The organism is Streptomyces sp. NPDC002206, from assembly GCF_053593595.1.
In genome coordinates, this window is the sequence record NZ_JBSFCW010000002.1 from 55,264 (window position 1) to 72,281 (window position 17,018).

The following is a 17,018-nucleotide window of genomic DNA, read 5'->3' on the forward strand; positions in this document are numbered from 1 at the left end:
TGGGAGCGGCGTCCCCATAACCGGGGCCGACGGTATGGGGCCATGCGAAATCTTGGGCCCATGTCCGATTTCCAGGACCCCGTATGCCGGATTCTGGTCCGGGCGGTTGTGCGCGGCATCGAGAAGTTGAACGCGGTTGGGAGATGCCACCAAGGTGGGAGGGGCCCGGCGCGGCAGCAAGGTAGGTAGGGTTTCGGTAGCTCTCAAGGGACCAATTCCTCGATAGCGGTCGAACGCCGCCCCGATCCGTGGCGCGGGCGGAGGCGGCGTTCGACGCGATCGGCAGGCTCCAACTCGGCCCGGAAGGCGTACCGAGCCACACCCGTTGACTGCCCGCTGTGACGCTCACACCGAACTCGGACGGGCCCGGCGCCCCGGCCGTATGCCAGAGCGCGAGAGACCGCACGGCCTCGTCCCACAGCAGCACCGTGCCGCCTTGCCGGACCGTCCACCCGTCGCTCGCGGTGCTCGAACACGCCAGCAGCCGAATCAGGATCCTGGGCGCCACCGCCCATCCGCCGGCGTCCTGGGTCGTGCAGGCCGCGAAAAACCTCGTCACGGACCTCGATAGCAGGTCAGGTGGAGGGTGAGGACGGCCCGGACGAGGCTGGTGCTGAAGGTGGTGGAACATCGCAGCTTGCGTAGGAGGCGCCAGGTCTTGAGGGTGGCCATGGCCTGCTCGACGAGCACGCGGATCTTCGCATGGGAGCGGTTGACGTCCTGCTGACCCTGGGGAGAGCTTGTCCCAGCGGCCGCGGTTGGGAACACGGACGACCTCGGTCTCGGCGACGTACCGGTAGGCGGTGGTGATGCCCACGCCGAACCCGGCGCTCAGTTGGGCGTAGGTGTGACCGCAGCGCAGATGGGCCAGAACCAGCAGCGCTTGCCGTCCGGCGGACAGCCGACGCCCAGCGCGCGCCCTGTTCCCGGCGAACGTGCGGCGAGCTCACAGGCGAGGAAGCGCAGAGCCGAGGTGGACGATCGACGCCGGCTGGGCAGACAAGCACGCGGAAGCTCCTGGTGGACAGGCGATCTTGGTCGTGACCTCGTCTATCAGGAGCATCTTCACGTCCGGACGCCACTCACCCCAACTATCCGCCAGACCAGCCAAGTTGGAGCTCACTGGCACTACTCGGACCGAGAATGCCTACTCCCGGACCTGCCTCGGATCGATCGGAATCTCTCGTGCCGTATTCTCGGCGCGCTCCTCGGCGCTCAACTGCCGCGCCACGGTCCCGCAGCAGTGGTCGTACTGGTTCTGCCAGTCCGCCATGAACGTGTCGTAGCTGGACCGGCCGATCAGCTTCAGGTCCGACTCGTCGTTGTGCCAGACGCCGTTGCTCGTCCAGTTCGAGGACCCGACGAACACGAGCCTGGAGTCGGCCGCACCCGCGTAACCGCCGCTGACCATCATGTACTTGTCGTGCGTGTAGTGCAGAGCGTTGCCGTTCGCGTCGGTGCCGTGGCTGGTGTCGTGCACGTCGATATTCGGCCGGTTCTTCAGGTAGCTCTGCACGCTGTCATCGACCTGGCCGGCAGTGATAAGAATGTGGATCTTGACGCCGGTTTGTGCCAGACTCACCAGCTTCTTCGGCAGCTCCAGATAGTTCCGGTCGCCCGGCTGGCCGTGAGAGGTCCACTGGAACATGGCGATGTTGATCGTGGCCGGCGCCTTGATGTTGCTCAGGAAGTCGACCCAGGTGTCGCTTCTGGTGCGCGCCTTGGGCCACTGGTAGGAGGGCGGGGACAGTTTCCTGGCGGCCGTGGCGCTGGTGGAGTTGTAGTAGTCGGGTGCCAGCGGGCCCGGGCCGTAGATCGCCCCGCTAGCCATGGCGGTGAAGTAGCGGACGTAGGAGTTGTACAGGTCGACGTTGCCCTTGACGGTGGCGCTGCTGTTCCACGCGGTGCTGGCCTGGGCGGAGGTGGGGTTGGCGCTGCTGACGGTCACAGTCCTGTTCGCATCGAGCCCGCCACTGAGCATGTAGTACTTCGCGTGCAGGGCGGAGCCGCCGAAGTGGGACAGACAGCCGCCCGGGCACAGCGCGGCGAAGCTGGAGGCTCGCGGGTCGTTGCCCAACTCGGTGACCATCGACTGCCAGATCGTATTGTCGCTGTGAGCGTCCATCAGCGCCTTTACGATGACGCCGCGCTGGTGCGCGGCGATAAGGGCGTTGGCGAAGTCCGGGCCCGGCTGTTCGATGCTGATCGAGTACATGGCGACGCGTATGGTCTGCCCGCAGCTGGCGCTGTTGATCGATTCGATGATCGGGCCCATGATCTTCATCTGGGCGGCGGGGTCCTCCGGGTCGTTGAAGCGCGGCCCCGGGCTGGAGGTGAACGTCCGAGACTCGCAACTGAGCGGGGGCTTGGCCTTCTTGACCGCGGCGTGCGCCGTTGGCAGCGACAGTACGGTGACGACCAGCGCGGTGATTAACGTGAACGTTCGCTTCATGGGCGGCCTTTCGCTGGGCTGTTGATGACGAAGAGTCGGGCTGCCGCAAGAGGCCCGCAGGAGCGATGCCGTCGTCAGCGGAAGCTACTACTGTTCCACCGATTGTTCCGATAATCACTTGAATTCCCCGCATTGCGCATCGCGAGATTCCCTGAGCAGGGGAGCAACCGCGGGGTGTTGCTCTGCCGGTCGACCAATGAGTGGTCACCGCGGGGAGCGACAATCGCCTGGCGTAGCGACGCCCGTTCTCCGGCCGTGAGCTGTGCGTCGGGGGCTCGAGGCAGCGCAGTGCGTCATGGCCTGGACGATAGGGGGCGGGTCTGACATCTTCGCCGCCCGCCCTCGGAGGAGTCGGAGAACTGCTCGAACTTGCGGATGGCGTGGAGGTAGTGCCGCTGAAGCCGGAACATTGGACGCTCCATCAGCTCGTGCCAACAATTCTGCATTCAACTCCTCATAGCCGAGTTCCTTCTTGGCATGCTCCGGCGCAGAGAAGGAGGCCACCGTCCGATTGGCGTCGCACCGGGCGCGGGTGGGGATGTTAGCCCTGACCGTCAATGCCGGAGTCTTCGCCGGTCTGATCGTCGCCTGTGGAGGAATGCGGAGCGTCTGTCGCGTAGGGGTGTAGGTAGCGGCCGTCGTTGAAGGGCTTGAACCAGTCGGCAAGTCCATCGGAGCGATCCCCAGCATCTCGCCAACAGGGCTGTCCTCGATGCCGTCCTTGGCGTCGTCATAGAGCCATTCATGGTCCATGTCCTCGTACACCAGGTCGGCGAAGCAGTCGAGAGATTGCTCGACGCCGTCGTCGAGCAAGTCGAAGGTCTCCAGGCAGACTTTGGCCTCGGTGAGTAGGAGCCGCAGCGCCAACTCCTCAGTGACGCAGCTCAGGTGGGTGAATGTCCCCTGCGTGAACCGGGTGGTCATGGCGATCACGGTGACCAGGAAACGGCGGGCGAACTGTGCGTCGTAGCACAGGGCGTAGCGGCGGGGCAGATCCTCTAGGTGCCACAGCACGCCCTCGCATTCGGCGACGTTTGTCTCCTCGTCGGTGAGGGTCTGGACGTCCATGAACAGCTGATCGACCATCACGTCCGTCGCCCACATCAGGGCGCCGGCGGCGAGCTGTGCGTCCTCCTGTGCGGTGCCCTCGTAGTCGCCGAAACTCTCCTCGTCCTCTTCGGTGACCACACCGAACATGCCCGGCCCGAAGGCCTTGAGACCGGCGGCAAGGGACAGCATCTGGCGGCGGATCTTCGCGGCATCCGCCGCCGGCTCCGCCTCGCTCGGCGCGGACGGGTGGGGAGTCCGGGCCAGGTAGGCGCGTCGCGCGGTGGGATCAGCGGGTGGGGTGTCCGCGCCTGTGGCGGCGTCCAAGCTTTCCTGGGTGAGCTCCGGGTGGAGCTGCACCTCGCACCTCCCGACAATCCACTCGGAAAGCAATTCCGTACGTTCCAGGATCTCTTAAACGAGGGCGCGGATTGCCTCCTCGGCGGTCTCCAGCGTCGGGGCGTGCGCGAAGACCTTCAACAGCGCCCCACCGGGATAGACGGCGACGATGGTGTCGATGACCTCCACCTCCATCCCGTCCTCGGACTCGACCCCCTCAACCGTGTCGAAACCTTGCTCCAGCAGCGCGACGGCCCCGACCCGCTGCAACTCGTCCATTTCCGGGGCGCCGGCGGCGGTCTGGGCATCCACTGTCACGACATACATCACCTCGCCAGCTTTGCAGGACAAGAGCCTGCCGAGGGGGCGATTGTCCGGAACCGTGGGGGCTTCGATCGGCGCGCCCCGAGCTGGCACTGCTGGGGGTGGTGTAACTGCATGCTGGAGCGTGTACGGTCCGGCAGCTGCGCGTGGGGGCGGTGAAGAGCGTGCGTAGAGCGGTGACCGGCATCATTCGGCTTCACGGAGCGGTTGCTGTCGTTGGGCGCCGGGAGGGGCGTTCTTGGCAGGGGCTGCTCTACGGACTTGTAGCGCCCCTGACCTGACGGGCGGAGAGGAAATCGAAGAGTCGTCATGTGCGTCTTACGGACGGGAAGGGCTGCAGAATGCCGTCGAACGGCAGTTACTGCGTTGCCAGCTGTGCGCAACACGCTCAACGGTCTGTACAACTTGCCGAGAACAAAACGCACTTGACTGGGGGGCAAGGCGTCGCAGGTTCAAATCCTGTCGTCCCGACTTACTTTTGAGCGTGTCGAAGGCGGTATCGGAGACATCCGGTACCGCCTTTCCGTTTGTCCTGAGGAGCAGCCGGGGGTCGCGCACGCGTTCGGTGTCGCCGGAACGGGGGCAGGAGTCCTCGTCCATCAGGCCCTCGCGCACATCGGCTTCCTACCGTGGAAACTGCCCTGTGGTGCCGCCCGTTGGGGCGGGGCAGGGCAGATTCCGGTGGGTCTCGCTGAACGTGATGTCTCAGGAGGTCATCATGTCGCGCACCAGCGGCGCCACCTTCGTGCCGAAGAGTTCGATGGTGGTCATCAGTTCCTCGTGCGGCAGACCGTTCATCCCGTACTTCAGGTCGAAACGGCTCGCGCCCAGTGTCCGGAGCGTGGTGGCGATCTTCCGTGCCACGGTTTCGGGCGACCCGACGTACAAGGCTCCATCGGGGCCGACGTCGTGCCTGAAGTGCTCGAACGTCGGCGCGCGGAAACCGCGCTGCCGTGCCACCATCCGCATCGTGCTCTCGTAGTACGGCCAGAACTCCTCCACCGCCTGCTCGTCCGTCGCAGCCACGTGGCCGGGAGAGTGGACACCGACGGGGCGGGTCGGCTGACCGAGCTTGTCGAGGGCCTCACGGAAGAGATCGGCGAACGGAGCGAACCGGGCCGTCGGGCCGCCGATGATCGCGAGCATCAGCGAGAAGCCGTGCCGAGCCGTGCGGACCACCGACTCGGGGCTGCCGCCGACACCGAGCCAGGTCGGGATCGCGCCCGACTCGCTGTGTGGAAAGACGGACAGGCCGTCCAGGCTCGGCCGGGTGGTACCGGACCAGGAGACCGGCTTCTCTTTCAGAAGCTCGGCGAACAGGCTGACCTTCTCCTCGAAAAGACGGTCGTAATCGCTGAGTTCGTAGCCGAAGAGCGGGAAGGATTCGGTGCTCGAGCCGCGGCCGAGAATCACCTCTGCACGGCCGTTGGAAACCGCGTCCAGCGTGGCGTATCGCTGGTAGACGCGGACGGGGTCGTCGGAGCTGATGACGGTGACGCCCGATCCGAGGCGGATGCGCGAGGTGCGTGAGGCGATCGCGGCGAGGACCACGTCGGCCGCCGAGAGCGGCATCCAGTCGGTGTGATGCTCCCCGATGGCAAAGTGGTCGAGGCCGACATGGTCGGCCTGTACCCCCTCCTCCACCAGGTTCCGGATCGTCTCGGCATGCGTGAGCGGTCGGCCTTGGGCGTCGTTGGTCACGTCGCCGAAGGTGTCCAATCCAAGGGTGATCGGATGCCCGTCCCCACGGGGCGCGGAACGGTTGGTCATGACAGGCTCCTTGTCCGGTGTGCTGCTCGGTCTGCGCCGTCGGTCGTTCCCGCCCTCGGATGACCGACAACGGCGGGCCTTCGCACCCGTCAGGCATAGGTGCTCGCCGCGCGGGTGCCGCCGAGGACGATGCCGATCCTGGCCAGTTGGCCCTTCGCCTACCCGAACGCGACACATGTACTTGTCTCGTCAATCATATGCTTGCGCGGTCAAGTAAAAATACTGCGTCCTTGATCTGTCAACAAATTGGGTGGGGGATGCCGCTCGCCGACAGGACGCGAACTCAGGCGCCGCCGGGAACGCGCGGCCCCGCCGGGCGGTACTCGCACCGTCGGCTCGCGTCGTGCTGTTTCGATCAAGGGGAGGGCTCGTGAAAGCCGAAGCTTGCGGAAAACGGGTCCTGTCCGGCCGGGGCCACGCATACCGGTGCGCCGCGGGGCGGCCTGGGCGTGCGGGGGAGCGGCGTGGGCGGTGCCGGACGCTGCGGGTGGACGGGGGAGTGCCCGGATTTTGTTCCGGAGGGAGGGGGCTGCGCCCTTCCCTCCGGCATGGCCGGTGGCATCTCGCCCACCCGTGGGTCTACGGCTGAGCCTCTGTCGGCGGCGCGAGCAGCGTCCCGAAGGCCGTGTCGAAGAAGTCGTCGAAGTCATCGCGCGACCGGCTGGAGCGCGCGGCGATGAGCGTGCCCTCCCATGCGTTGAGGAGGAACCGCGCCGCCTTCTCCGTGTCGAGGTCCGCTCGCACCGCGCCGGCCTGCTGTGCCTCGATGAGCACGCCGGAGATCATCGAGGCCCACTGGCCGAGCGACTCGCGGACACCGGCACGGATCGTCTCGCTGTGGTCGGCGACCTCGGCCCCGAAGTTCCCGATCAGGCAGCCCCGGGCGAATCCCGCATCCACGGTCTCGTCGCGCAGGAACTCGAAGTGCTTGCGCAGACGCACCAGCGGTGCGATGCCGGACGCCGCCAGGTCCTCCAGTCGCCGGCTCGCGCCGTAGCGGTTCAGGGCGACGACGGCCAGTGACTCCTTGCTCTCGAAGTGGTTGTAGAACGACCCCTTGGGGGTGCCGGCGGCATCGGTGATGTCCTTGACGCCGGCGGCGTTGTACCCCTTCGAGTGGAACTGCGCGACCGCCGCGTCGACGATCTCTTCACGCATGCTTCGTCGGGCCATGATCCCACCTCCGCATCGCAATATGGTCGGTCGCCTCGGCATAGTCAAACGGCGCCTGGCGGGGCGGCTCATGGGCACCCCCGGGCCGTACTCAGGCGGTCATGTCCAGTACGACCCGGAAGCGGGCCCGGCCGGACATCATCCGCTCGTACGCCTCGGGCGCCTGCGCCAGAGGCAACGTCTCCACCATCGGACGGATGCCGAAGCGGCTGCTGAAGTCGAGGTTGTCCTCGTTCTCTATGGAGGAGCCCGTGAGGCTCCCGCTGATGGTGCGCGTGCCCACGACTAGATCCGGCGTGGAGATCGAGAGTGGGTCCGGGGCGATGCCGACCACCACCATGTGCCCGCGCGGAGCCAGGCCCGGGATCAGCGGCGTCATCGAGCCGCCGCTTGCCGCGGTGGCGATGATGGCGTCGGCCCCGCCCAGCTTCTGGAGCGCGGCACCGGGGTCCTCCGCCGAGCTGTCGATGTAGTGGCTCGCGCCCAGCTCGACAGCGAGCTGCTCCTTCTCCTGACCCCGGGCGATGGCCGCGACGCGGTAGCCGAGCCGGGTGGCGTACTGGAGTCCGAGATGCCCGAGACCTCCGATGCCCTGGATCGCGACGAGGGCGCCGGGGCGGGCGTCGAGCCGGCGCAGGGCGCTGAAGGTGGTCAGGCCGGCGCAGAGCAGCGGGGCGACATCGACGGGGGACATGCCGTCCGGCACCCGGACCAGGCCGCTGCTGCGGGCGATGAGCACCTCCGCGTATCCGCCATCCGTGGTCGTCCCGGTCTGGGGCTGGTTCGTGCAGTTGACGAAGTCTCCGCGGCGGCAGGGCGTGCACTCGCCGCAGTGGCCGTTCAGGAAACCGACGCCCACCCGGTCCCCGATGTGCCAGGTGTGCACACCCTCGCCGACGGCGTCGATGACACCGACGACCTCGTGGCCGGGAACGATCGGCTGCGCCGGATCGGCCCGCAGGCCCTCCACGGCAAGCACGTCGGAGTGGCAGACCCCGCAGCTCTCCACCCGCAGCCTCACGTGCCCGGCGGGCGGCGTGGGGACCTCTCGGGTGACCAGCTCGAAGTTCCGCGCCCCTGTGACTTCGATTGCGCGATAGGTGGACGTGGACATGGTTCTCCTTGGCTGATGGCGGGTGCGGGCGGCTGGGCGCCGGTACCGCGGCAGTGGCGGCGCAAGCGGCGGCACGCCTTGCCCGCGGTGCTTCGGAGCGGTGCATGTACCCGCTCCGGAATTTCAATATGGTCGGTCGTCTTAAATGTGTCAAGCGCCGCCGGGGCGGGGCCCGGGCCGCCGTCTTGCGGGCCCCGGTGTCTGGGGTCCACCGGTCCCGACGTGACGCGTGCCCTCGCGGCAAGCGACTCCGTCACCTGTTTGACGGGTGACGCTCCTGAGTGGTCCACCTGGGGCGAGCGAGAAAGGTATCGGCATGGCTGAGACGAACTACACGGCCGTTGTCACCGCGACCGGCGAGGGCCGCAACGGCGGCCGCGCCCAGTCCACCGACGGTCTGCTCGACCTCACCCTTGCCATCCCGCAGGAGATGGGCGGCGCCGGCGGAGCCACCAATCCTGAGCAGCTTCTCGCCGCGGGGTGGGCGTCCTGCTTCCTGGGCGCGGTCAAGATCACTGCTGCGAAGAGAAAGGTTTCGCTGAAGGACCTGGCTGTCGTCGCCGAGGTCACCCTGCACCACCAGCACGAGACGGGCGACTACAGCCTCGGCACCGTCCTTCACCTGGAGCTCAGCGGGGTGGACCAGAAGACCGCGGAGGAACTCGGCGCGGGTGCCCACCAGATCTGCCCGTACTCCAAGGCGCTCGACATCCCGGTCGCCATCGAGGCCACCGTCGCCTGCTGACGTCCCGCCACATCACTGTCCGTTCGGGTCAGGTGGCGCCCGTGCCCCTGCTGCTGCATCTGGAGTTCCGTTATGACCCACCGCACCGGCCTCATCCTCGACTTCGGCGGCGTTCTGACTACGCCTCTCCTGCCTGCCGTGCTCGCCTTCGAGCAGCGCGAGGGTCTGGCTGAAGGCGCCTGCATCGCCGCGCTGTACCTCGATGAGACGGAGTCCGGTGCACCCACGACCTCGAGCGCGGCGCGGTCACTCAGGCGGAGTGGAACATCGCGGCAGCCAGGAGGCTCGGTGTGGCCGCCGACAATCTCATGGGCCGCATCTTCGCGGATCTGCGTCCGGAGACCACCATGATCAAGGCTGCGGCCGCCGACCGGCGGGCAGGGGTGGCGGTGGGGATCCTGTCCAACTCCGTCGGTCTCGACCCGTGGAATCTGTACGACGGGTACGACTTGGACCAGCTGTACGACGCCGTGGTGATCTCCGAGCAACACGGGATGCGCCAAGCCCGAGCCGGCCGTCTTTCAGCTCATGCTGGAGATGCTCGGCAAGCCCGCCGAGGCCTGTGTCTTCGTGGACGATACCGAGCAGTACCTCGCGTCGGCAGCGGAGTTGGGGCTGGCGGGCGTCCACGCCAAGGACCCGAAAGAGACGATCGCGCAGCTGGAGGCCCTGCTCGGAGTCTCCCTGGTCTGAGGGGCCCGACCTGCCCTGCGCCGGCGTCGCCCGGAGCGTGCCGGACGCCGTGCACGGTGTGCCGGTCAGAGTCCGGACGCCAGCCCCTGCAGGATCAGCCCGGCGGGTTCGGCTGCGGCATGACGGTATCCGGTGCCGGCCCACAGATTGATCCGTTCGGGATCGTCCGCGGCAGCGGCAGCTCTGCGCATCGGGCTGGTCAGGTGGTGCAGTGCGGGATAGCCGGCGGGGGCGAGGTCGGTGTAGCGGTCGGTGAAGTCGTTGCGCAGTGCCCGAGCGGGACGCCCCGTGAATGCCCGGGTCACCACGGTCCGGCGCCGTGCCGGGTCGGCGAGCGCAGCCCTGTGGGGTCGTGAGGTGCCGGCCTCGTCGGCACGCAGCAGGACGCTGCCGACCATGACAGCTGTGGCTCCGGCACGCAGTGCCCCGGCCACGTCCGCCGGGGTCGCCACTCCGCCTGCGGCGACGAGCGGCAGGGGCACCGCCTGGCGCACCTCGCCCAGGAGGTCGGTCAGGGGGACGGGCGCCGGAATGTGCTGCGGGGTGAGCGTGCCGGAGTGTCCTCCTGCTGCCGAGGCCTGCACGGCCAGCAGGTCCACGCCGGCCTCCGCGGCCAGGCGGGCCTCCGCAGCGGAGGTGACCGTCTGGACGACCAGGGTCCCCGCGCCGTGCAGCGCGGCGATCACCGCTGCCTCCGGGATGGCGAAGGTGAAGCTGACGACCGGTACCGGGTCGGTCAGTAGCAGGTGGACCTTGTCCTGCCAGTGGTCGTCGTCCTCGACGATTCCGGCTGTAGGGACGTCGAGGCCGTAGGCCCGGGCCTCGGGTGCGACAGCGCGGGCGTAGCGGCGGAAGGTTTCCGGCTCAATCGGAACGGGGTTGGGGGCGAACAGATTGACCCCGAAGTCCACGCCGTCGGAGCGGACCTTGGCGATCTGCTCGGCCAGCGCGTCGGCGGTTCGGTAGCCGCCCGCAAGAAACCCGAGGCTGTTCGCCCGGGCCGCCGCGGCGACCAGCGCGGGCGTGGTGGGGCCGCCGGCCATCGGTGCGGCGAGAATCGGGGTGCTCACTCCGAGAGCGGCCAGTGGCGAGATCATGATGCGTGGGTTCCTCCTGCGAGGCGGTGACGCCCGCCTTGTCGGGCCTCCCGCGATCTGCGCTCCGGTCGGCACGCGGGATCGAGGTCTGCAGCTGCTGTGTCAGGCGTTGGCCGGCGCCTGCGCCGTGCGGGCGCCCAGCAGTGCCAAACAGTTCGTCCAGAGGGCGCTGAGCTGGGAAGTGTTGTTGTAGAGCTTGGCGAACAAGACCTGGCCCTCGAGCTGCGCGACCACGGACCGGGCAGCTTCACGCGTGTCGGTGACGGCGACCTCGCCACGCTCCAGGGCCTCGGTGATGACCGAGTCGACCATCTCGACCTGGGCCTCGAAGATCGCCTGCAGGTGCTCGCGGACAGCTTCGGTCTGGTTGCTCATCTCCAGGGTGAGATTCCCGAACATGCAGCCCGAAACGGTCCCGCAGCTCTGCTGGCCGGCCCGCTGGTCGGCTTCTGTCTCCTCGAAGAGCTGCCGCAACCGCTGCAGTGGCTGCGCCTCGCTCTTCAGGATGCGGATCCAGTCGCGCCGCTGTTCGGCCCACTGCTCGTTGATCACGGCGAGCGCGAGAGCCTCCTTGGACTCGAAGAAGTAGTAGAAGCTGCCCTTGGGTACTCCGGCTGTCTTGCAGATCTCGGCCACGCCCAGAGCCGAGTAGCCGCGCAGCTCGATGAGCGTGTGCGCGGCGCTGAGGATCTTCTCTTTGGCATCACTGGTCCGTCCCATGTCGCCAGTATATGACCGCTCGACTATAGTCTACTAGACCGGTCGACTATTCCCCCAGTTGCAGTGTTGTCCCTGATTACCGGTGGACTGCGGGGCCGTGGGCAAGCGGCAGTACGTCACCGCGCAGGTGCCCGTCCGGCATCCGGGGCGGTCCGCATCGCCGGTCCTGTCGCGGGCGCTCCGGTCGGTCCGGCAGTCCGCCCGATGGTGCTCGCTTCGGCGGGCACCGGGTGCCGGGGAAGTCCGCCACCGTCCCGTTCCGCACGTCCCGGCGCAGCCATGTCCTATCAGCATCGACAGAGAGGTAAGACCATGCAGGAGTTCTTGGTCGGGCTCACCACCACCGTTCCCGAGGGCACCGACCCGGCCGAGGTCGACCGCCGCCGCGCGGCCGAAGCCGTCCGGGCCGGCGAGCTGGCCGCCGCAGGCCATCTGGTCAGGCTGTGGCGCCCGGTGGGTGAACTGCGCAGCATCGGTCTGTGGCGAGCCGCCGACGAGGCCGAGCTGTACGAGAAGGTGCTCGGCACTCTGCCCCTGTGGCCGTGGATGGCGGCGGTGGTCACCGCCGTCCAGTCGCACCCCAACGACCCGGCCAGGACTGGTGGCGCCGTCTGACCACACACCCCTTACCTCCGCTCGACTCCCCACCGCCCAGTCATGGCCGCGGCCGCGAGCTGGGACCGTCCGCCCGTCGTTTGCAATTCCCGACCGGTCGTCTAGGTTGATAGGTGACCGGTCGGCTGGTATCGGAACCATCGACCGCTGAACCTTCTCCGGCCCGTCCCACGGGCACCGTGACTGCGCTTGGATTCCCTCGTGAACGACCCCCGCACCCGCACGCCGGTCGACTTCTGGTTCGACCCCGTGTGCCCGTGGACCTGGCTGACCTCCCGCTGGATGCTGGAGGTCGAAAAAGCTCGGCCTGTCGCCATCACCTGGCACGTGATGAGCCTGGCCATCCTCAATGAAGGCCGCCTCGACGAACTGCCCGAACGCATCCGTGTCCTGATGGGGCAGGCGTGGGCACCGGTTCGCGTCCTGACCGCGGCCTCGCAGGCCCACGGCCCCGACGTGCTGGAGCCCCTGTACACCGCGCTCGGCACCCGATTCCACCAGCGGCAGCAGCCCAGGACCCGCCCGACCGTCGAAGCCGCACTGCGAGACGTCGGACTGCGCGCGGACCTGGCCGACGCCGGGTACACGGATGCCTACGACGAAGTGCTGCGAGCCTCGCATCAGAAGGGCATCGCTCTGGTCGGCGAGGAGGTCGGCAGTCCTGTCATCGCAGTACCGGCCTCGGCCACCGATACCGGCCAAGTGGCGTTCTTCGGCCCGGTCGTCACACCCGCCCCCAAGGGCGAAGAGGCCGGACGGCTGTGGGACGGAACCCTGATCGTCGCCTCCACACCGGGCTTCTACGAGATGAAGCGCAGCCGCACCGTCGGTCCTGTCTTCGACTGACCCGGCCGGCCCAGCGATCGTTGTGACCCTGCTGACCTGACGCCGGCGAGCTGGGCGATCTCCTCATGGCGGAGCCCCGGCACCCGACAGGTGGTCAAAGTATGCGTCAGGCAGTCCTGAACAGGGGAAATCCTTGCGCGGCAGGTGCGCAGGAGCTCCCTGAATGCGGTTCTGCGGGCGCCGGATCCGGGCAGATGGGCGATCGAGGCCGGGGCCACGGAGGACGGGTACTGCCCGATTCAGGGTGCGGCAGGGCCCCTCCGCCGGGGAAGCTTCCCCGGCGGAGGGGCCCTGCCGTGAAGGAACGTGAAGGAAAGGGAGAAGCGCTGCAGTGGCCGGGTGTCAGTGCTGAGCTGCCGACCGGTTCTGCCATGCCTGTTCCAGCGCCTGGGTGAACAGCTCGACGGACTGCAGGCCGGCCACGCCGTACTGCCGGTCCAGTACGAAGAACGGCACGCCGCCTGCACCTAGTTCAGCGGCCTGCCGCTCGTCGGCCCGTACGTCCTCGGCGTACGCGTCGGCGTCGTTGAGCACCTCGCGGACCGCTGCCTCGTGCAGCCCCACTTCGACCGCCATACTCACCAGGGTCTCCTCGTCGTAGATCGAGCGCTCATCTGTGAAGTTCACCTGGAAGGCGAGATTCATCAACTCGGTCCGGAGGTCGTGGGCCTTGGCGAAGTGCAGGAGGCGGTGGAGCTCGAAGGTGTTGCCGTGGACGCGTCCGCCGATCCGGAAACCGAGCCCTTCGGCGCGCGCCTCGGATGCGGCGTACTCCTCCCTGGCGACCTGCTGCTCACGGGTGCGACCGTACTGGGCGGCGACGGCGTCGATGATCGGTGTCGTGCCATTGCCGGCCTTCGGGTTGAGTTCGAATGACCGATACACCACCTCGACGTGGTCGCGGTGCTCGAAGGCCGTGAGTGCCCGCTCGAAACGCGCTTTGCCGATATAGCACCAGGGACAGGCGATATCGGTCCAGATTTCGACGTTCATGTGTTCGCATCTCCATGTTCGCGATAGACCGCACGGGTACGGGGGCCGTCCCGGGCCGGTGGCGACGCCCGGTCCATCCGGGCTCAGGTGAGTCGTATCCCGATGACGCTCGGCCAGGTCCTGGCGAAGCGTCGCGGATCGGTGTAATAGGCGACCGACCGTCTATTAATCATCCTACCCGGCCGCCGCTGAAATAGCGGACCGGTCGACTATTGGGACTCGGATGCCGACTCGTTGACCCGTCAAGGAGCTAAAGTGAGGGGATGTCATTCGGAGAGCAGACGTTGCGGCCCCTCGATCCGATCGAGGAAGCGTTCGTGCGTGCGCTGAGCCGGGTGCTGCTGGTACTGCCACGTGTGGTCGACGCCGACCTGGTGCGGGGAGCGGGGCTGCCGCTTTCCGAGTACACGCCTCTGATGCACCTGTCCGAGGCTCCGGGGAAGCTGATGAGGATGAGTGAACTCGCTGCCGCCTGCAACCTCTCCCTCAGCGGGATCACCCGCGTCGTCATCCGGCTCGAGAATCAGGGGTGGGTTCAACGTGCCAAGTGCACCCAGGACGGGCGCGGTTGGAACGCCGTACTGACCGATGCCGGGCTCTCCCGGCTGGAACAGGCCTGGCCGACATTTCTGGTCAGCGTGCGACGCAATCTCGTCGACCACTTCAGCGGCCAGGACCTCACCCAGCTCACGGCCGCGCTTCAGCATGTCGCGACCCCGAGCGGGCAGACGACGGCTGATTCCTGACATCCGGCCTACGGCAGGCTGCTGCCGCAAAGGCTGCGAGCGGGATTGCCGCGACGGAGTCCCGGATCGCAGCCGGTCTGCGAGGAGAGGTATGCGCTCCTTGTTCTCTTGTTCGTCACCTGTCGAAATGGTGACATGATTCATGGCTTTCCGTGCGGCACCCCCGTGCTGGACTTCGTAGGGACCCTGCGCGCACGGCGCAACGCCGAGCCTCGCGAGATGCTCGCGTCGCCGGAGAGTCTCGACGCCTGGTTCAGCGAGTCCGGAATCGTTGACGGCGATACGCGTTGCGAGCCGTCCGACGTGGCGGAGGCGGTGGCTCTTCGCGAGGCCATCTACACGCTCGTGGCCGCCAGGCTGGTGGATGAGAGCTACGACCCTGACGCCCTCGCCCTGGTCAACCGTAAGGCGCGTAAGCCGTCCGCAGTCCCGCAGCTCACCTGGGAGGGGCGCCGCGTCGAGGCGACCCCGCAGCAGGCTCTGTCCTCGATAGCCCGACAGGCCATCCGTGTGCTCAGCGGACCGGAGGTGTGCTGATCGAGGAGTGCACCAGGCCCGAGTGCACACAGATCTACATCGACCGGTCACATGGAAATCGCCGGGAGTGGTGCGCCATGGACCCCTGCGGAAACAGGGTGAAGGCGGCCGCCTACCGCGCGCGCAAGAAGGCGAGCAAGTCGCGCCCGTCGACAGCGGCAGTGGGCCGGTAGGGACTGAGCGGTTGGTGCCACGCCTACCGTTCGTGGGGCAGCCCGGTGTCGAGGACGTGAAGTCCGGCTCCTTGGCCGGAGTCGGATCCGACCGTCGTCCGTAAGCGGCCCGGCGCGGTCAAGCGAGGCTCTCCTGCCGGGCACGGGCCCACGCCCGGGCGTATGCGCGGGCCGAAGCACGGGGATCCTCGGCGGCGCAGATGCCGGAGACCGCGGCGGCTCCCACCGCCCCGGCGTCGCGCAGGCGCGGCAGGTCGGCCGGGGTGATGCCGCCGATGGCCACGGCGGGCAGGTCGCTGAGCCGGGCGAGGCGGGCGAAGCCGGCATGGCCGAGCGGGGCCGGGGCGTCCGCCTTGGTCCGGGTCGCATGCAGCGCGCCGATGCCCACGTGGTGGACACGCGCCGGGTCCTCGGCGGCGGCGCGCAGTTGATCGGGGGTGGCTGCACTCAGCCCCAGAACTGCGTGCTCTCCGATCAGTTCGCGTACGGCGGCCGGCGGCAGATCCGACTGGCCGACGTGAACACCCGTCACGCGTGCGCCTGCGGCCCGGGCTGCCAGGAACACGTCCACCCGGTCGTTGACGATCAGCGTCACTCGTTCGGGGAGGACGGCGGCCACGTCCAGAACCGTACGCAGGAACTCCCTCCCGGCGGCGTGCTTCTCCCGGATCTGCACGGCGGTGACGCCCCCGGCCACTGCCAGGGCGACGGTCTCGGCCACGCTCCGGCCGCGGGCCGCGCACTGGGCGGTGTCCGTCACCAGGTAGACCGACAGATCCACCGGTGCCGCGGTCACGAGAGAGCCGCCCGCTCGGTGAGGTCCGCTTCCTCCAGCGCGGCGAGCGCGTTCAGGAAGGCGACGGCGAAGCTGCCGGGCCCGGAGGCCTCCTTCGCGGCCAGCTCGGCGGCGACCGTGTATGCGGTGACGGCGGCCACCACCGCGGCGAACCGGTCCTCGTCGACCGCCGCGAAGGCCGCCATCACCGCCCCCAGCGCGCAGCCGCCCCCTGTCACCCGGGTCAACAGGGCATCGCCGTTGGCGATCCGGGCGCTGCGCGCACCGTCGGTGACGAAGTCGACAGGCCCGGAGACGGCGACCACACAGCCGGCCGTACGCGCCAGCTCGCGAGCTGATTCCTCGGCGGCCCCGACGCCGTCGGAGGAGTCCACGCCGCGGCCGCCGTCGCCCGCGCCCGCGAGCGCGATGATCTCGGACGCGTTGCCCCGGATCACACTCGGTCGCAGTCGCAGGAGCTCTCGCGCCAGCGCGGTGCGCACCGGCAGCGCGCCGACCGCCACCGGGTCGAGGACCCACGGCGTGCCGGCCGGACCCGCCGCCCGTGCGGCCTCGACCATGGCGGAGCGCTGCTCCGCGTGCGGGGTGCCGAGATTGATCAGCACACCGGAGGCGATCCGGGCGAACGGGCCGGCCTCCTCCGGAATGTCGACCATGGCCGGTGAGGCGCCAAGCGCCAGCAGGACGTTGGCGGTGAAGCCCGTGACCACAGAGTTGGTCAGGCACTGAACGAGAGGGGAGTGCGCCCGCACGCGTGCGAGGGCCTGCGGAGCGAAGGCGGTGTGATCGGCGGATGTAGCGGGCATGGGATATCGCTCCGTGGGGGAGTGGATGTCGT

General features: G+C 68.2%; 16 protein-coding genes and 2 pseudogenes. 6 read left to right on the forward strand and 12 right to left on the reverse strand.

The features are described from left to right. Positions 1-555: 555 nt before the first annotated feature. The 7 genes and pseudogenes from ACWCP8_RS05130 to ACWCP8_RS05160 all read right to left on the reverse strand — a co-directional run bounded on the left by ACWCP8_RS05130 (position 556) and on the right by ACWCP8_RS05160 (position 8,219). Positions 556-1,007, reverse strand: a pseudogene (locus ACWCP8_RS05130) (transposase family protein). A 140-nt stretch (positions 1,008-1,147) separates the two neighbouring features. Beyond that, positions 1,148-2,452, reverse strand: coding sequence for a phospholipase D-like domain-containing protein (locus ACWCP8_RS05135; RefSeq protein ID WP_451114229.1), 1,305 nt, complete (start codon positions 2,450-2,452; stop codon positions 1,148-1,150). Positions 2,453-2,656: 204 nt separating this feature from the next. Beyond that, the gene (locus tag ACWCP8_RS05140; RefSeq protein WP_451114231.1) at positions 2,657-3,859 is read right to left on the reverse strand and encodes a hypothetical protein; all 1,203 of its coding nucleotides are present in this window, start codon (positions 3,857-3,859) and stop codon (positions 2,657-2,659) included. Between the two features lie 54 nt (positions 3,860-3,913). Beyond that, positions 3,914-4,156 (reverse strand): hypothetical protein, encoded by a 243-nt coding sequence (locus ACWCP8_RS05145; RefSeq protein ID WP_352269674.1) that lies wholly within the window; start codon positions 4,154-4,156, stop codon positions 3,914-3,916. 711 nt (positions 4,157-4,867) lie between these two features. Continuing rightward, a complete protein-coding gene (locus ACWCP8_RS05150; protein WP_352269673.1) occupies positions 4,868-5,932 on the reverse strand; it encodes an LLM class flavin-dependent oxidoreductase in 1,065 nt (354 codons plus the stop codon). Between the two features lie 579 nt (positions 5,933-6,511). Beyond that, entirely contained in the window at positions 6,512-7,105 is a 594-nt protein-coding gene (locus ACWCP8_RS05155; RefSeq protein WP_451114233.1) for a TetR family transcriptional regulator C-terminal domain-containing protein, read from the reverse strand. Between the two features lie 91 nt (positions 7,106-7,196). Next, positions 7,197-8,219, reverse strand: coding sequence for an alcohol dehydrogenase catalytic domain-containing protein (locus ACWCP8_RS05160; protein WP_352269670.1), 1,023 nt, complete (start codon positions 8,217-8,219; stop codon positions 7,197-7,199). 316 nt (positions 8,220-8,535) lie between these two features. On the opposite strand from ACWCP8_RS05160, the gene ACWCP8_RS05165 reads away from it, so the two are divergent. Then, positions 8,536-8,964: an Ohr family peroxiredoxin gene (locus tag ACWCP8_RS05165; protein WP_451114235.1), complete on the forward strand. Its 429-nt coding sequence runs from the start codon at positions 8,536-8,538 to the stop codon at positions 8,962-8,964. Positions 8,965-9,492: 528 nt separating this feature from the next. After that, positions 9,493-9,657: a hypothetical protein gene (locus ACWCP8_RS05170; protein WP_451114237.1), complete on the forward strand. Its 165-nt coding sequence runs from the start codon at positions 9,493-9,495 to the stop codon at positions 9,655-9,657. Positions 9,658-9,722: 65 nt separating this feature from the next. Here ACWCP8_RS05170 and ACWCP8_RS05175 read toward each other — a convergent pair whose 3' ends face one another. Then, positions 9,723-10,754 carry a nitronate monooxygenase gene (locus ACWCP8_RS05175; RefSeq protein ID WP_451114238.1) on the reverse strand — a complete coding sequence of 344 codons (1,032 nt, stop codon included), beginning with the start codon at positions 10,752-10,754 and terminating at the stop codon, positions 9,723-9,725. Between the two features lie 102 nt (positions 10,755-10,856). After that, complete coding sequence (locus ACWCP8_RS05180) at positions 10,857-11,474, reverse strand: TetR/AcrR family transcriptional regulator (protein WP_356002241.1); 618 nt, start codon at positions 11,472-11,474, stop codon at positions 10,857-10,859. Between the two features lie 312 nt (positions 11,475-11,786). Between ACWCP8_RS05180 and ACWCP8_RS05185 the strand changes: the two genes are divergently transcribed. After that, complete coding sequence (locus ACWCP8_RS05185) at positions 11,787-12,089, forward strand: muconolactone Delta-isomerase family protein (protein ID WP_352269664.1); 303 nt, start codon at positions 11,787-11,789, stop codon at positions 12,087-12,089. A 201-nt stretch (positions 12,090-12,290) separates the two neighbouring features. Continuing rightward, the gene (locus ACWCP8_RS05190) at positions 12,291-12,935 is read left to right on the forward strand and encodes a mycothiol-dependent nitroreductase Rv2466c family protein (RefSeq protein ID WP_451114240.1); all 645 of its coding nucleotides are present in this window, start codon (positions 12,291-12,293) and stop codon (positions 12,933-12,935) included. Positions 12,936-13,277: 342 nt separating this feature from the next. Here the strand turns inward: ACWCP8_RS05190 and ACWCP8_RS05195 are convergent, their stop codons facing one another. After that, complete coding sequence (locus ACWCP8_RS05195) at positions 13,278-13,928, reverse strand: DsbA family oxidoreductase (RefSeq protein WP_451114243.1); 651 nt, start codon at positions 13,926-13,928, stop codon at positions 13,278-13,280. A gap of 263 nt (positions 13,929-14,191) precedes the next feature. Here ACWCP8_RS05195 and ACWCP8_RS05200 point away from each other — a divergent pair, with 263 nt between their 5' ends. Together ACWCP8_RS05200 and ACWCP8_RS05205 are read left to right on the forward strand one after the other, a co-directional pair. After that, positions 14,192-14,674, forward strand: coding sequence for a MarR family winged helix-turn-helix transcriptional regulator (locus ACWCP8_RS05200; protein ID WP_352269659.1), 483 nt, complete (start codon positions 14,192-14,194; stop codon positions 14,672-14,674). Positions 14,675-14,809: 135 nt separating this feature from the next. After that, positions 14,810-15,384 (forward strand): annotated as a pseudogene (locus ACWCP8_RS05205) (CGNR zinc finger domain-containing protein). 118 nt (positions 15,385-15,502) lie between these two features. Here ACWCP8_RS05205 and thiE read toward each other — a convergent pair. Together thiE and thiM are read right to left on the reverse strand one after the other, a co-directional pair. Next, on the reverse strand, positions 15,503-16,180 hold the full coding sequence (gene thiE / locus ACWCP8_RS05210; RefSeq protein ID WP_451114245.1) for a thiamine phosphate synthase: 678 nt from the start codon (positions 16,178-16,180) through the stop codon (positions 15,503-15,505). Then, positions 16,177-16,986, reverse strand: a complete 810-nt coding sequence (gene thiM, locus ACWCP8_RS05215) for a hydroxyethylthiazole kinase (RefSeq protein WP_451114246.1) — start codon at positions 16,984-16,986, stop codon at positions 16,177-16,179. Before thiM ends, thiE begins: the two co-directional genes overlap by 4 nt. Positions 16,987-17,018 lie beyond the last annotated feature (32 nt).

Excerpts from the sequence above, each read along its gene's own strand:
- ACWCP8_RS05185 (WP_352269664.1), top strand. The coding sequence starts at position 11,787 with ATGCAGGAGTTCTTGGTCGGGCTCACCACCACCGTTCCCGAGGGCACC.
- ACWCP8_RS05170 (WP_451114237.1), top strand. The coding sequence starts at position 9,493 with ATGCTGGAGATGCTCGGCAAGCCCGCCGAGGCCTGTGTCTTCGTGGAC.
- thiM (WP_451114246.1), bottom strand. The coding sequence starts at position 16,986 with ATGCCCGCTACATCCGCCGATCACACCGCCTTCGCTCCGCAGGCCCTC.
- ACWCP8_RS05165 (WP_451114235.1), top strand. The coding sequence starts at position 8,536 with ATGGCTGAGACGAACTACACGGCCGTTGTCACCGCGACCGGCGAGGGC.
- ACWCP8_RS05200 (WP_352269659.1), top strand. The coding sequence starts at position 14,192 with ATGTCATTCGGAGAGCAGACGTTGCGGCCCCTCGATCCGATCGAGGAA.
- ACWCP8_RS05160 (WP_352269670.1), bottom strand. The coding sequence starts at position 8,219 with ATGTCCACGTCCACCTATCGCGCAATCGAAGTCACAGGGGCGCGGAAC.
- ACWCP8_RS05180 (WP_356002241.1), bottom strand. The coding sequence starts at position 11,474 with ATGGGACGGACCAGTGATGCCAAAGAGAAGATCCTCAGCGCCGCGCAC.
- ACWCP8_RS05150 (WP_352269673.1), bottom strand. The coding sequence starts at position 5,932 with ATGACCAACCGTTCCGCGCCCCGTGGGGACGGGCATCCGATCACCCTT.
- ACWCP8_RS05195 (WP_451114243.1), bottom strand. The coding sequence starts at position 13,928 with ATGAACGTCGAAATCTGGACCGATATCGCCTGTCCCTGGTGCTATATC.
- ACWCP8_RS05155 (WP_451114233.1), bottom strand. The coding sequence starts at position 7,105 with ATGGCCCGACGAAGCATGCGTGAAGAGATCGTCGACGCGGCGGTCGCG.
- ACWCP8_RS05135 (WP_451114229.1), bottom strand. The coding sequence starts at position 2,452 with ATGAAGCGAACGTTCACGTTAATCACCGCGCTGGTCGTCACCGTACTG.
- ACWCP8_RS05175 (WP_451114238.1), bottom strand. The coding sequence starts at position 10,754 with ATGATCTCGCCACTGGCCGCTCTCGGAGTGAGCACCCCGATTCTCGCC.